Genomic DNA, 14,869 nt, shown 5'->3' on the forward strand with positions numbered 1-14,869 from the left:
GCCTGCATGTTGACCGCCATCGCCTTCTGGCCGAGGAAGGTCGACGTGCCCACACCCATCCCGAAGTTGGCGTCGCGATCGAGCTGCGGGATCGACGCCATCGCGCCGACGGCCGCGATACCCTGCTTCGCCATCTGGTCGGTCTGCTGCAGTTGCGAACCCAGCGAGTTGATCTGCGCCTGCTGGCCCGACAGTGCCGTCGACAGCGTCGTCTGCACCTGCGTCAGCTGGTTCACGTTCACCGCGTCGGTGCCTTGCGTACCCGGCGCGACGTTCGTGATCTGGCGCTGCTGCTGGTCGTTGCCGACCGACACCACGTTCGAGCGACCGCCGTCGTTCGAATTCGCGCCGATTGCCACCGAGTTCGAGCCGGCAGTGACGGTTGGTTTGTCGGAGCCGGTGCCGTTCATGTCGGCGGCGATGCCGCCGGTGTTCGTCGTGTTCGTCGTCATCAACGTGGAAAGCTGACTCAACTGGTTGTTGATGTTCGTCACGCCAGTCGACAGCGAGGCCACGCTGTTGTTCGTCGTGCTCAGGCCGGTGGACAGGGAACTGAGACCGGCCGCCGTCGATGTCGACAACGTGTTGATCGCGGTCGAGGTCGAGGTGGACAGCGCAGACACGTTGCTATTGGTCGAGCTCAGGCCCGTCGACAGCGAGTTGATACCTGTCGACAGCGATGCGACGTTCGTCGCGGTCGACGTCGACAGGTTGTTGACCGCCTGGTTCGTCGCGTTCAACTGGCTGCCGTTGATCGCGTCCGTGCTGGTGGCCGACACCTGGCCGGCAGCGACGTTCGTGATCTGGCGTTCCGCGCCCGGCGAACCGATGCTCAGGACGCCCACCGGACTGGTGCCGGCGACCGAGTACGCGACACCGCCTACCGTGACGCTCGACACCGCGACCGCATTGCCGGTGACCGAGTTCGCGCCGAGCGCGATCGAGTTGGCGACGTTCGCGGTGGCGTTCGATCCGAACGCGAGCGCGTCGGTGGCGCTGGCCGTGGCGCCCGAGCCGTAGGCCTGCGCGCCGATGGCGCTGGCCGTGGCCTGGTTGCCGAGTGCGATCGTGTTGTCCGCGGTGGCCTGGCTCGAGTTGCCGAGTGCGAGCGCGCTGTTGCCGGTTGCCGTGCTCGCGTTGCCGAGCGCCACTGCGCCGGTACCGGTCGCCGTGTCGTTCGCGCCCATCGCGACTGCGCCGGTGCCCGTCGCGACGCTCGGGTCGCCGATCGCGACCGCGCCGTCGCCGCTCGCGGTATTGCCGGAGCCGATCGACACGGCCTTGCCACCTGTTGCCGACGCGCTTTGACCGATCGCGACCGAGCCGTCCGATTGTGCGTTCGAGCCGTAGCCGACCGCGACACTGCTTGCGCCCGCGGCAGTTGCGGCTACGCCGGCGGCCAGCGAGTAGATGCCCGTCGCTGCGCTGTTCGCGTAGTTCGCCCCTTGCGCACCTCCATCGTTGACGCTGTAGTAGTGCGTTTTCGCGGCTTCGATCGCGGTCGAGGTCGACGTGGACAGCGACGTCATCGAACTGTTGGTCGAACTGAGACCCGTGGACAAGGAGCCGATACCCGTCGACGTCGAGGTGGACAGCGACAGGATCGTGCTGTTCGTGCTGCTCAGGCCGGTGGACAGCGAGCCGATGCTGGTCGAAGTCGACGTGGACAGCGAGGAAATCGAGCTGGTGGCCGACGACAAGCCGGTCGACGTCGAAGTCGACAGCGACGTGATCGAGCTGTTCGCGGACGACAGACCCGTCGAGGTCGACGTGGACAGCGAGGAGATCGAGCTGTTCGCCGACGACAGACCGGTCGACGTCGAAGTCGACAGCGACGTGATCGAGCTGTTTGCGGACGACAGACCCGTCGACGTCGAGGTGGACAACGAAGAGATTGAGCTATTCGTCGACGACAGCCCCGTCGACGTGGAAGTCGACAGCGACGATACCGAGCTATCCGTCGAGCTCAGGCCCGTCGACAGCGAGTTGATGCCCGTCGAGGTCGAGGTGGACAGCGAAGAAATCGAGCTGCTCGCCGTCGAAAGACCGGTCGATGTTGACGTCGACAGCGACGACACCGTGCTATCCGTCGAGCTCAGGCCCGTCGACAGCGAGTTGATGCCCGTCGAAGTCGAGGTGGACAGCGAAGAAATCGAGCTATTCGCGGACGACAGCCCCGTCGAGGTCGACGTGGACAGCGAAGATATCGAGCTGTTCGCCGACGACAGGCCCGTCGACGTCGAAGTCGACAGCGACGTGATCGAGCTGTTGGCCGATGACAAACCCGTCGAAGTCGACGTGGACAGCGAAGAGATCGAGCTGTTGGCCGACGACAAACCCGTCGACGTTGAAGTCGACAGCGACGACACCGTGCTATCGGTCGAGCTCAGGCCCGTCGACAGCGAGTTGATGCCCGTCGAGGTCGAGGTGGACAGCGAGGAGATCGAGCTGTTCGCCGACGACAGACCGGTCGACGTCGAGGTCGACAGCGACGTGATCGAGCTGTTCGCGGACGAGAGCCCTGTCGAGGTCGACGTGGACAACGAGGAGATCGAGCTGTTGGCCGACGACAAACCCGTCGAAGTCGAAGTCGACAGCGACGACACCGAGCTATCGGTCGAACTCAGGCCCGTCGACAACGAGTTGATGCCCGTCGAAGTCGACGTGGACAGCGAAGAGATCGAGCTGGTGGCCGACGACAAGCCAGTCGACGTCGAGGTCGACAGCGACGACACCGAGCTATCGGTCGAGCTCAGGCCCGTCGACAGCGAGCTGATGCCCGTCGAAGTCGACGTGGACAGCGAAGAGATCGAGCTGGTGGCCGACGACAAGCCAGTCGACGTCGAGGTCGACAGCGACGACACCGAGCTATCGGTCGAGCTCAGGCCCGTCGACAGCGAGCTGATGCCCGTCGAGGTCGACGTGGACAGCGAAGAGATCGAACTGTTGGCCGATGACAAGCCGGTCGACGTCGAAGTCGACAGCGACGACACCGAGCTGTCGGTCGAGCTCAGGCCCGTCGACAGCGAGCTGATGCCCGTCGAGGTCGACGTGGACAACGAAGAAATCGAGCTATTCGCCGACGACAAACCCGTCGACGTCGAAGTCGACAACGACGACACCGAGCTATCCGTCGAGCTCAGACCGGTCGACAGCGAGTTGATGCCCGTCGAGGTCGACGTGGACAGTGAGGAGATCGAGCTGTTGGCCGACGACAGACCGGTCGACGTCGAGGTCGACAGCGACGACACCGAGCTATCCGTCGAGCTCAGGCCCGTCGACAGCGAGTTGATGCCCGTCGAGGTCGACGTGGACAACGAAGAGATCGAGCTGTTCGCCGACGACAAACCCGTCGACGTGGAAGTCGACAGCGTAAACAGTTGGCCGCCGTTGACCGCGTCCCCGCTGCCGGCGGCAACGGTACCGTTCGCAAGGTTGATGATTTTATTGCTGGATACGTTGACGTTACTGCCATTCAGGATGATGCTTCCCGGTGCATACAGTTCGATCGACTGCCCCGGTATGGAGCCGGTGACGCTCGAACTTGGCGTCGTCGCGTTGTTGACAGTGATCCATGTGGTCGACGTGCTGGCGCCCGAATTGATTCCCGGCCCCCCTGAATAGCCGCCCATGAAAAGCACGTCGCTGCCGGTGGTACAGCCCATGTTGTAGCTGGTTGTCGGGCCCGTCGGAATGAGAGCAGCAGTCGATGCATTGCCACAAACGACAAATGCGGCGGCATACACGTCCGGCGACGCGAAGGATCCTCCCCCCAACAACACCACAGCAGTCAACGCCCCCACTACGGCGCTCGTCCCACCCGCCCTTCGCCCTTTCGCAGTTTCCGATGCGGCCACATAGGTGCCCGTCTTCTCGCACCAGACATTCTTGTAAATCTTGTTCATTTTGTTCTCCCTGTTGTACTGTCCGGCCGATCGGAACTCGCACCAAAAAAACAGCGGCTCTTGTGAAATAAACACAATTCCCCGCAGCCCCGCGGGGAGTTCATCGTGGGCGACTTTTATGCCTTTGCACCCAGCCCCCGTCCTTCGCCGGGCCGGCCGCTGCGGAAAATGTCGCGCAGTGTCATGTCGGCATAGCGCCATACGAGATGCCGAATGCTGATTTCATCTACTGCTGGCAAAAATATAAAAAGTGCTTGCTATCGAAACGACCACACCGACAATCAGCGACTCCCATTCCTCCGCTGCAGGCGCGCCAGTTCCATCGCGTGAAAATCATGAAAATTATTTCGATATGTTTTTTAAACTAATTAATCTTATTATCGAAAAACATCACCGAACACCCAGCAACAGGAACAGTCGCCGCGCGCCTCACCCCGACAATTTATATTTACCCCTCACCGTCGACGCCAATACCCATCTTCATTAAAAGATGGATCGTGACCCAAACACCTCAGAGATTGGCGACCCTTCACACCATTAAAATTTCCGACGCAACACCGGGAGACATGCACACGCGACCGTCGCTTCATCGAGAAAACCCGATTGCTCAATTCTCACGATCAAAATTGGATATCTCAAACTGCTTGCGATCCTTATCGCGAATCCACTCAGGCGCCCGCCCTACTCCTGACCACGTCGCTCCGCTGACCGGGTCGAAATAACGCGGCCGCCGTTTCGTCGCACGGCGCAGGATATCGGCCGTAAATATATCCTCAGGAGAAAAGCCAAACTCACGGACGCAATATCTAATCTCGAGCAAAATCGCCTCAGCAGCCGCTCGCCGCTCTTCAGCAATTCGAGCCTCCAGATTCGCCCTTCTTTCCAAATACCGCCGATGAGACTCCAGGTTGCGCATTTATATAATTACATCTCGTAAAACATAAAAATAAGCACCGATCGAGTCGACAACACGAAAACACTCCACTACCTGAACTCGCACTCGCCCAACAATCCATATGAAACATGCTATATCGACGAGCAATAGCGATTGACAACATTTGTCACACATCAACCGCGCCCCAATATTCATTCTGTTCATAAAAGTTGACAAAAAGACCGCTCAAGAATGTCACTCTATTTCGCAAATCAATCCTGCCATTCGGCCATACAACGCCCAGACAAAATATTTCGATTAGCTTTCACTTAAATCTGAAAACACAAGCTGCCCCACGCACGAGGGTATGCACGGATTTAAGCAACACGAAAAAAATGGTTCCAATGAAAATTCTTACCGTTGACGACGAGCCAGCACAGGCTGCGTTTATCTGCGATGTCCTGATCGCAGAAAGGTTCGATGTCCGAAGCGCTACCCGCGGCGCAGAAGCCATACGCCTCCTCGAAACCGATACCTTCAACCTGATCGTGCTCGACTGGAACTTGCCGGATATTTCCGGGCTGGAAGTCCTTGCCTGGATTCGTGCGCGAGTCGGCAGAGACCTCCCCGTGTTGTTCCTGACGAATCGAGTGCGCGAGGAACAGCTTGTCGTTGCGCTTGATGCAGGCGCTGATGACTACATGGTCAAGCCTGTCCGGCGCCATGAGCTGATCGCAAGAGTCCGTGCACTCCTGCGGCGGGCCTATCCCGTGAACGCGACGCCGACATCGATCAACATCGGTCGTTACCGTCTGGATCTCGTGACCGAAACCGTGTTCCTGAGTGACGAGCCGATTAAACTGACATCGAGAGAATTCAACGTCGCCGTTGCGCTGTTTCAAAATTGTGGTCGCGCAATGCCTCGCGAAGCGTTGATCAAGTCGATATGGGGACGCCATAGCGACCACATCTCCAGGACGCTCGATACACACATCTATCGCGTGCGTTCCAAGCTGCGAATCACGCCCGAAAACGGTGTTCGACTTCGCGCTGTTTACAATCACGGGTACCGGTTGGAGTTGCTCGATTCCAGTCACACGGACGATGGGGAGTAGCTGCTTCCTAGAGCGCTCACGACATTCGGCTCTGTGTGCCCGCCAGCGTCGTTACAGCAGCAACATATGCGGTTTGAGTTCAAGACAGGCGCAAAGACCGATGCTGAAGACGCCATACGTGATCGATGAATCCAGCTGCGAACCACACGCAACCGGGATCGACGACAATCTGCAGCGATCCCGGCGCTGTCGCGGCTCGTTCGGCTGCCCGGTGGGCACCGAGCGATTGCAGTCAGACAATCGCGTCGTCGCACTGACCGTCGCGCAAGCCGACGGCTGGTTGCACGATACGGCGGTCGATATCGATCGTCGACGCACCCTTGACCATGACTTCCCGCTCTGCCGGTGCCGTCAACTTCCAGGCGAACGCCGTGACGCTCAGAACTCGATAAAGGGAATGTTGCATTTTCATCCTCACATCGGAAGCCACGAATCGCATCGATCGCCCCCGAGCATCACCGCATGAAGTCTCACTCTGTGCTGCACAAGGCCGGAACTTCGCTTCCGGCATCGGTACGTACGCAACCGGCACCAGAGACGGCGCGAGCCGCCGTTACCGAGCCTGCTCACGCGGCGGCGTGACGATCGACTTCGCCGAGCCTTGAATCAGTCGAGACGCAAGCGGCACAGGCTCACCATGTTTGGGGCGATCGGCAAGCCAGGCCACACAGACAGCCAGTGCGATCGCGCTTCCCCACAATGTCAACAGAACACGCATCTTCACTTCACCTTCGCGGGCTTTGTCACCTGCGCGATTTTTTCCTGCGGTGTCGGCGCCGTTTCCAGGACGATCACCAGTGCCACGACAAGTCCGCAGATCAGCAGACCGCACATGCCGAACACCGCTCTATTCATTTCAGCGCCACCACTGCATCGTTAGGCCGAATGCGCCGATCGACCCACACCGGGAAATCTGCGCACCTACGCTTGGACCGCGCCTGGAAGCGTCGACTCGATTCAAACGCCCGATGGTCGGCCGCACGATGCGTGATTGGGGTGGTCGCGTCGACCGTGGTAGCGTCGATCGCAATGAAGATGCCTTGGTCACGAGGTGGCGTACCGGTCACGAGCGCCCCGAGTCTCGATGGCTGACCGGACTTTTCGACGGTCCCTGAACGCATCCCCGGTGGAGGCACTCGTTGCCCCGGAAGAGGGGCGTCATAGACTCCCATGGGTGAGGCCGGATTTAATGCCACACCATATTTTTTATTAGCAATACAAATAATCATACTCGCGAATTTTGCTCCGCCAAAGACATCGAAACTTCAGTTGACTGGATCGGAATATCGAAGATTCATGCGCTGCATCGAACGGTCATAACCGGCCAGCGGACACTCGACACGGTCGTCAGAAGCGCCTGGAAGCCGTAGTTCGGCACGATCCGGGTAGCAGTTCCGATTGACCCGTTTGCCAACTACTCACGCCAATACACCTCACGCAACATTTGACTTCATCTCGTCGACAATGCCGAGGCCGTGAGCTCCAATTCAGACAAGACGCGTTCGATTACGTCAGTCCAGTTTCCACGCGCGGTCTGGGTAAAGAGTCGCATGCCGGGATACCACGGACTGTCGTCGCGATTGCGCAACCAGCGCCAGCAGCCCGCGTACCGGTTCAGTAACCACACGCGCTTCCCCATGGCTGCGGCCAGGTGAGCGACCGCGGTATCAACGGAAATGACAAGATCCAGCGCGTCGATGAGGGCCGCTGTATCGGCAAAGTCCCTCACCTCGTGCATCCAGTCGACTACGTGTGGATACTTCTCGTGAGAAAGCTCTTTCGAAATGTCATCCGCCTTCTGCAAGCTGATCCAGTGCGCGTGAGGCCACGCAAGCAATGGCGCCATCGTATCCAGATCGATACTACGCCGGCGATCATCGGGCGTGCCCGAATGCCCTCCCGCCCAGACCACCCCGATGCGTGGCAAGGTGCGTGGCTGCAACTTCGCCACCTTCGATGACCATTTTCGCGACCGTCGCCGATTCGCGTACAAATAAGGCAGATCGGCGGGAATGTTGTCTACTTGCGTTCCGAAGGCCATCGGCAGCGACAGCAGCGGGCAATACCAGTCCCACTGAAGCGGGTCGAATGACTTGTCGTCGAGCAGCGTCAGATTTGGCCACCGAGAGCAGAGCGAATCAGTCAGCAGCCGGCGCAGTGGTTTCGGGCATAAAAGGCCAACTGCAGTGAATTGCCGAAGCGCCATTTCGAGATATCGACAAAAATGCAACGTATCGCCCAATCCCTGCTCGGCCAGAACGAGCAGGCGGTTTTCGCCAGGCGGCAGCCCTTGCCCCTGCCACCGACGGATCGGCAAAGCCGGGTACTTCGCCCCGGGATACGAATCGCCCGCCAGCATGGTTACCCACCGGTGTTCGAAGTATGGCCAGGCCTCCCTATATTCACCGGCGCGAAGCAATGCATATCCAAGATTGCCGCAGGCTACGAGATTTTTGGGATCCAACTCGATTGCTCGACGATACGCACTGATCGCGAGGTCGGTCTCGCCCAACAGGCTGAGACACACGCCCATATAGCTATAGGCATCCGAACGTGCCGGATTTCGTTCAATCGTGCGTCGACAAATATCGATGCCGTCTTCCGGTTTTTCGTCCAGCACCAAAGCCAGACACAGGTTGTACAACAACTTCGAAGTGTCCAGATCCGGCTGGTGATCTTCGGCAAACGCCAGACCGCTTCGCGCGCTTGCTGCCGCCTGCGAAAATGCCCTCAATCGTGTTTGCACCACACTCAGGCTGTTGTAGAAGATGGCATTGGGAGACGCGTCAATAGCCCTCTTGAACCAGTCCTCTGCCTCCTCAGCCCTATCCTCGGCCTTACCCAACGAAAAAGCGATCAGCCCCCTCAGATGCAGGACATCACCACTTGAGGGGCATTCCTTCAGAACGTCCTCGACCAACCGAAGAGCGAGTTCAGGCTGGCCAGCGTTATAAGCGTCGATGGCCTTGTCGTAGCACAACTGGATATCTTCAAGATTCGATTCCACAGCAACTCCGATCAGCAGTCCACAGCAGTGAACGTTCCGCAGCGCAGTTCGGACCCGGAATATGGACGCTGGATATCCATTACCGCCTCAATGCCGATTTGCCGGTGTTGCATGGGCACGCGTCGAAGACCGGCGATTTCCGGGGGCCCTTCCAACGTCGACGTGTCAGTTTGAAAATTCAACCAGACCGCGAGCCGTCGTTGAACAAACGTTATCCAGAGATCGGTCGTGACCAGATGCCGTCCGAAAGCATCCTGCCCAGCAAAAAACCTCGATCAGAAAAAAGGCCAAGCGTGAGCTTGGCGTCAAATCCGAGGGGAAGTGCTCCGGTAACAGAGCATTGACGATGGTACGCGTCCGCACACGGCTAGATTTGAACGATTGTCACATCCAGAAAGAGGGAGGTATTTGCTGCCTTCGGCGATCACCGTCATCGGCCTGCGAGATCCAGTCATTCAAAATCATGCGAACCATCGACTCAACGACGGAAGCGTGCCTCGTCCGGAAGCCTTGCTTCGACAACACGGGCCGTCCGAATCTGAACGAGCCTCGACATTAATCGCCGGAACCCAGCCGGATGCCTCCCGTGCCCCACCACGCGGATCCATCGCTTCGCATCGAAGCATTCATTTTCATTACGCCGATATTTACGGTTTACCTCCGCACTAAACACGCCAAACGCCCTCTCCGTAAGGCCCTGGATTACATTCGGTAATTTAATGCGAATCATTCTCGTTTACATTGACTTTCCCATTTGACACTCCTACGATGCGCCGCGTTGCGCTTCGCTTCGTGCCCTGGCCAATCGGAGCCGAGCGTCCGGACAGCGGCCGACAAGCAGGACTCCACACTAATTAGAACCAGGGATTTGATATGAAGTTTGCGTCGTTCCAGGGAGACAGCGTCCGTGCCCGGATGCGCCCCGCCGCCTGCGCGGCCATCCTTGCATGCGCGTCGTTCGCGAGCGGCGCCGCTTTCGCCGACGTGCCCGTCGACGCACAACCCGAAGCACCCGAGGCCGACCTCTCGATCCAGGCGAAGCCGACCAACATGTGGACCGGCATCTGGACGCGCCAGAGCCTGCTCGGCGACATGGGCGGCATCCGCCCGTGGCTCGGCAAGTACGGCGCGACGCTGCAGATCACCGAAACCAGCGAATACCTCGCGAACCTGCGCGGCGGCCTGAACCGCGGCGGCGCGTACGACGGATTAACGACGGCCACGTTGACGGTCGACACGCAGAAGGCGATCGGCCTGGCCGGCGGCACGTTCAACGTCAGCGCGCTGCAGATCCACGGCACCAACCTGAGCGCGCGGAACCTCGGCACGCTCAACACCGCGAGCGGCATCGAGGCGCAGGGCACGACGCGCCTGTGGGAGCTGTGGTACCAGCAGTCGTTCCTCGACAAGCGCGTCGACGTGAAGATCGGCCAGCAGAGTCTGGATCAGGAATTCATGGTCAGCACGTATGCGAACACGTTCGTCAACACGATGTTCGGCTGGCCCGCGCTGCCGTCGTACGACCTGCCCAACGGCGGCCCCGCGTATCCGCTCGCGGGCCTCGGCGTGCGCGTCCGTGCGCAGATCACGCCGAAGCTCACCGCGCTCGCGGGCGTGTTCGACGGCGACCCGCTCGGCAACAACCCGAACAACCTCAGCGGCACCAACTTCAACCTGCACAACGGCACGCTCTATATCGGCGAGCTGCAGTACGCGCTGAACCAGCCGTCCGACGGCGAAATGGACACCGGCCGCTCGAACGGGCTGCCGGGCACCTACAAGATCGGCGTCTGGTATCACAACGGCCGCTTCGCGGACCAGAACGTGGGCACCGACGGGCTGTCGCTCGCCGATCCCGCGTCGAACGGCAACGCGCAGCTGCGCCACGGCGACTACAGCTTCTACGCGGTGGCCGACCAGATGATCTGGCGCCCCGACCCGACCGGCCCGCGCAGCCTCGGCGTGTTCGCGCGCGTGATGGGCGCGCCGGGCGACCGCAACCTGGTGAGCTTCTCGGCCAATGCGGGGATCGTGCTGAAGGCGCCGTTCGAAGGCCGCGACAACGACAGCGTCGGCCTCGGCGTCACGTACATCCAGGTCGGCAACCACGTGACCGACCTCGACCAGGCCGCGCGGACGTTCGCGACCGGCCCGTACGGCGTGCGCACCCGCGAGACGACGCTCGAAGCGACCTACCAGTACCAGGTGAACCCGTGGTGGATCGTCCAGGCCGACGCGCAGTACACGTTCAACGCGGGCGCCGGCCAGAACCCGAGCGACGCGACACAGCCGCTGCGCAACACGTTCGTGCTCGGCGCGCGTACGACGATCACGTTCTGAGCGACGCGCCCACGCGACCCGTTTTTCGCGCGCCGCCCGGACGGCGCGCCCTCCAGGAGATTCACATGATTCAATCCGCCCCGCTTCGCCGCCTCGCGACGGGCGCACTGGCCGCCGCCGCACTGACGGTCGCCGCCGGCGCACTCGCCGAGCCGCAAGGTTTCCTCGAGACGCTGCATCGCCACACCACGCTCGTCAACACGGTGCCCGACAACGGCGACCAGAACCCGTACGCGATCGCGGTCGCGCCGGTGTCGGCCGGGACGATCCAGGCGGGCGACGTGCTCGTCGACAACTTCAACAACGCGGCGAACCTGCAAGGTACCGGCAGCACGATCGTCGACTACCGCCCGTCGACGAAGCAGCTGAGCCTGTTCGCATCGATCCCGCGCGACCTGAAGGCGTGCCCGGGCGGCATCGGCCTGTCGACGGCGATGACGATGCTCAAATCCGGCTGGGTAATCGTCGGCAGCACGCCGAGCAACGACGGCACGACGAACACCAAGGGGGCCGGCTGCCTGATCGTGCTCGATCCGCAGGGCAAGATCGCATCGACGTGGTCGACCCCGAACATCAACGACCCGTGGGGCAACATGGCCGTGGTCGACCGCGGCGACAGCGCGACGCTGTTCGTCAGCATGGCCGGCTTCGGCGTCGGCCGCGCGGACGGCAACCCGCCCGTCTACAAGCAGGCGACCGTGCTGCGCCTCGATCTCGACGTGCCGGCGGGCAAGCCGCCCGTGATCAAGCAGGAAACGGTCGTCGCGAGCGGCCTCGGCGCGCAGGCCGACAAGGGCGTGTTCCTGGTCGGCCCGACCGGCCTCGCGTTGTCCGGCGACCAGAAGAAGCTGTACGTGTCGGACGCGATCGGCAACCGGATCGTCGAAATCGACGATCCGCTCACGCGCGACACCAGCGCGGGCGTCGGCCGCCAGGTCACCGCCGACGGTTTCCTGCGCCGCCCGCTCGCGCTCGCGACCGCACCGAACGGCCACCTGCTCGCGACCAACGCGCAGAACGGCCAGGTCGTCGAGATCGACCCGGCCGCCGGCAAGCAGCTCTACGCGCGCTGGATCAACACCGACAAGGCACAGTCGCCCCCCGGCAACGGCAACCTGTTCGGCATCGCGATGACGCCCGAGGGCGACGGCTTCTACTACGTCGCGGACGACGTCAACACGCTGTTGCTCGCGAAGTAACGGAACGAACCATGGCAGACGATCACAACCAGCCGCCCCGCCCCGCACGGCGCGGCTTCCTGAAGGCGGGCGGCGCGGCGGTGGCCGCCGGCCTCGCGGCGGCGTCGATACCGGCCGCGAAGGCGGCGGATGCCCCCGCCGCCGCACCGGCCCCCGCGCACGACGGCGTCGAGCCGTTCTACGGCCAGCACCAGAGCGGCATCGCGACGCCGCAGCAGCGCCACGCGTATTTCGCGGCGCTCGACCTGACGACGGCGCAGCGCGCGGACGTCATCGCGCTGCTGAAGACCTGGACCGACGCCGCCGCGCGGATGACGCGCGGCGACACCGCGCAACCGCTCGCCGCGACGGGCGGCGACGAAGTCGCGCCGGCCGACGGGGGCGACGCGCTCGGCCTCGGCCCCGCGCGCCTGACCATCACGTTCGGCTTCGGGCCCGGCCTGTTCGCGCTCGCGGGCAAGGATCGCTACGGCCTCGCGAAGCAACGCCCCGCCGCGCTCGTCGACCTGCCGCGTTTCAACGGCGACCAGTTGCTGCCCGAGAAAACCGGCGGCGACCTGTTCATCCAGGCATGCGCGGACGACGCGCAGGTCGCGTTCCACGCCGTGCGCCAGCTCGTGCGGCTCGGCGCGAAAGCGACGCAGATGCGCTGGGGCCAGGCCGGCTTCACGTCGGGCAAGCCCGGCGAGACGCCGCGCAACCTGATGGGCTTCAAGGACGGCACGATGAATCCGCCGATGTCCGATCCGGCCGCGATGAACGAATTCGTGTGGGCCGGCAGCGAAGGTCCGGCATGGATGATCGGCGGCACCTACACGGTCGTGCGCCGGATCCGCATCACGCTCGAACACTGGGACAACACGGAGCTCGGCTTCCAGGAACAGGTGGTCGGCCGCCATAAGTACAGCGGCGCGCCGCTCGGCCAGAAGGACGAGTTCGAGGCGCTCGACCTCGACGCGGCCGACAAGGACGGCAACCCGGTGATCCCCGACAACTCGCACGCGCGCCTCGCATCGCCGCAGGTCAACAACGGCGCGCAGATCCTGCGCCGCGCGTACTCGTACAACGACAGCACGAGCTTCTACATCGAACGCTGGCCGCCATGGCGCCAGCAGACCGAGTACGACGCGGGGCTGATGTTCGTCGCGCACCAGCGCGACCCGCGCAAGGGCTTCATTCCGATCAACGAGAAGCTCTCGAAGCTGGACATCATGAACCAGTTCACCACGCACGTCGGCAGCGCGATCTTCGCGTGCCCGCCGGGCGCGCAACCCGGTTCGTACATCGGCGCCGCGCTGTTCGACGCATGACGTCGCGCCACGCAAGCCAACGCACACCTTTCCGGCCCGGCCGGATGCAACCTGCTGAAAACGACATGACCACTTCACCCGTTAGCCGCCCGCTGCGGCACCTGATTTCCGCGGCGGCCGCCGCGCTGATGCTGACCGGCGCACTGCACGCCACCGGCACGCATGCCGCGACGCTCACGCTGTACAACGCGCAACACGAGCAGGTCGTGAACCAGCTCGTCAAGGACTTCGAAGCGCAGAGCGGCATCACCGTGAAGGTGCGCTCGGGCGAGGGCCCCGCGCTCGCCGCGCAGATCGTCGCGGAAGGCGACCGCACGCCGGCCGACGTGTACTTCACCGAAAACTCGCCGGAGCTCGTGCTGCTCGACCGCAAGGGCCTGTTCGCGAAGACCGACGGCGCCACGCTGCAGTCGGTGCCCGCGCGCTTCAACCCGGCCGACGGCAACTGGGTCGGCGTACTCGCGCGCGAGAACGTGCTCGTCTACAACACCGCGAAAATCCAGCCGCAGCAGCTGCCCGCGTCGCTGCTCGATCTCGCGAAGCCCGAATGGAAGGGCAAGGTCGGCGTCGCGCCGAGCGACGCGGACTTCCTGCCGCTCGTGAGCGCGGTGCTCGCGCTGCACGGCGAGGCCGCGACGCTGCAATGGCTGAAGGGCCTGAAGGCCAACGCGCAGATCTTCGACGACGACGAAGGCGTGACGGCGGCCGTCAACCGCGGCGGCGTGCTGACCGGCATCGTCAACAACTACTACTGGGACCGCCTGCACGCCGAACTCGGCGACAAGTCGACGCGCAGCGCGATCCACCACTTCGGCCACGGCGATGTCGGCGGTGCCGTCAACGTGTCCGGCGCCGCGGTGCTGAAAGCGTCGAAGCACCAGCCGGAAGCGCAGAAGTTCGTCGCGTATCTCGTCAGCGAGCGTGCGCAGAAGCTGATGGCGGGCGGCCATGTCAGCTTCGAGTATCCGCTGCATCCGGGCGTCGCCCCCGATCCGATCCTGAAACCGTTCAACGAACTGAGCCCGCCGGCGCTGACGTTCGAACAGCTCGGCGACGACAGCCAGGCCGGCAAGCTGCTGCGCCAGGCCGGCCTCCTCTGAGCATGAGCGACGCCGTGTC

General features: G+C 62.4%; 10 protein-coding genes. 5 read left to right on the top strand and 5 right to left on the bottom strand.

The window, feature by feature from the left end:
- On the bottom strand, positions 1-4,106 hold a 4,106-nt coding region (locus ABY44_RS38570), incomplete at its 3' end, for an ESPR-type extended signal peptide-containing protein (RefSeq protein ID WP_431643577.1).
- Between the two features lie 406 nt (positions 4,107-4,512).
- Positions 4,513-4,821, bottom strand: coding sequence for an H-NS family nucleoid-associated regulatory protein (locus ABY44_RS38575; protein WP_226152138.1), 309 nt, complete (start codon positions 4,819-4,821; stop codon positions 4,513-4,515).
- A gap of 362 nt (positions 4,822-5,183) precedes the next feature.
- On the opposite strand from ABY44_RS38575, the gene ABY44_RS38580 reads away from it, so the two are divergent.
- Positions 5,184-5,894 carry a response regulator transcription factor gene (locus tag ABY44_RS38580; protein WP_059698969.1) on the top strand — a complete coding sequence of 237 codons (711 nt, stop codon included), beginning with the start codon at positions 5,184-5,186 and terminating at the stop codon, positions 5,892-5,894.
- Between the two features lie 232 nt (positions 5,895-6,126).
- Here the strand turns inward: ABY44_RS38580 and ABY44_RS38585 are convergent, their stop codons facing one another.
- From ABY44_RS38585 to ABY44_RS38595, 3 genes are all read right to left on the bottom strand, one after another.
- Positions 6,127-6,306, bottom strand: a complete 180-nt coding sequence (locus tag ABY44_RS38585) for a hypothetical protein (RefSeq protein ID WP_060084008.1) — start codon at positions 6,304-6,306, stop codon at positions 6,127-6,129.
- Positions 6,307-6,614: 308 nt separating this feature from the next.
- Entirely contained in the window at positions 6,615-6,749 is a 135-nt protein-coding gene (locus ABY44_RS38590) for a hypothetical protein (protein ID WP_334053631.1), read from the bottom strand.
- A 595-nt stretch (positions 6,750-7,344) separates the two neighbouring features.
- Positions 7,345-8,901 carry a tetratricopeptide repeat protein gene (locus ABY44_RS38595; protein ID WP_230942809.1) on the bottom strand — a complete coding sequence of 519 codons (1,557 nt, stop codon included), beginning with the start codon at positions 8,899-8,901 and terminating at the stop codon, positions 7,345-7,347.
- 873 nt (positions 8,902-9,774) lie between these two features.
- Here ABY44_RS38595 and ABY44_RS38600 point away from each other — a divergent pair.
- The 4 genes from ABY44_RS38600 (at position 9,775) to ABY44_RS38615 (ending at position 14,850) form a co-directional block, all read left to right on the top strand.
- The gene (locus ABY44_RS38600; protein ID WP_059698965.1) at positions 9,775-11,241 is read left to right on the top strand and encodes a carbohydrate porin; all 1,467 of its coding nucleotides are present in this window, start codon (positions 9,775-9,777) and stop codon (positions 11,239-11,241) included.
- A 65-nt stretch (positions 11,242-11,306) separates the two neighbouring features.
- On the top strand, positions 11,307-12,440 hold the full coding sequence (locus ABY44_RS38605; protein WP_059698963.1) for a hypothetical protein: 1,134 nt from the start codon (positions 11,307-11,309) through the stop codon (positions 12,438-12,440).
- Between the two features lie 11 nt (positions 12,441-12,451).
- A complete protein-coding gene (gene efeB, locus ABY44_RS38610; protein ID WP_059698961.1) occupies positions 12,452-13,750 on the top strand; it encodes an iron uptake transporter deferrochelatase/peroxidase subunit in 1,299 nt (432 codons plus the stop codon).
- A 65-nt stretch (positions 13,751-13,815) separates the two neighbouring features.
- Positions 13,816-14,850: an iron ABC transporter substrate-binding protein gene (locus tag ABY44_RS38615; RefSeq protein WP_059698959.1), complete on the top strand. Its 1,035-nt coding sequence runs from the start codon at positions 13,816-13,818 to the stop codon at positions 14,848-14,850.
- Positions 14,851-14,869: the final 19 nt, after the last annotated feature.

The sequence above is a fragment of the Burkholderia sp. ZZQ-2 genome (assembly GCF_050768715.1).
GTDB lineage: Bacteria > Pseudomonadota > Gammaproteobacteria > Burkholderiales > Burkholderiaceae > Burkholderia > Burkholderia cepacia.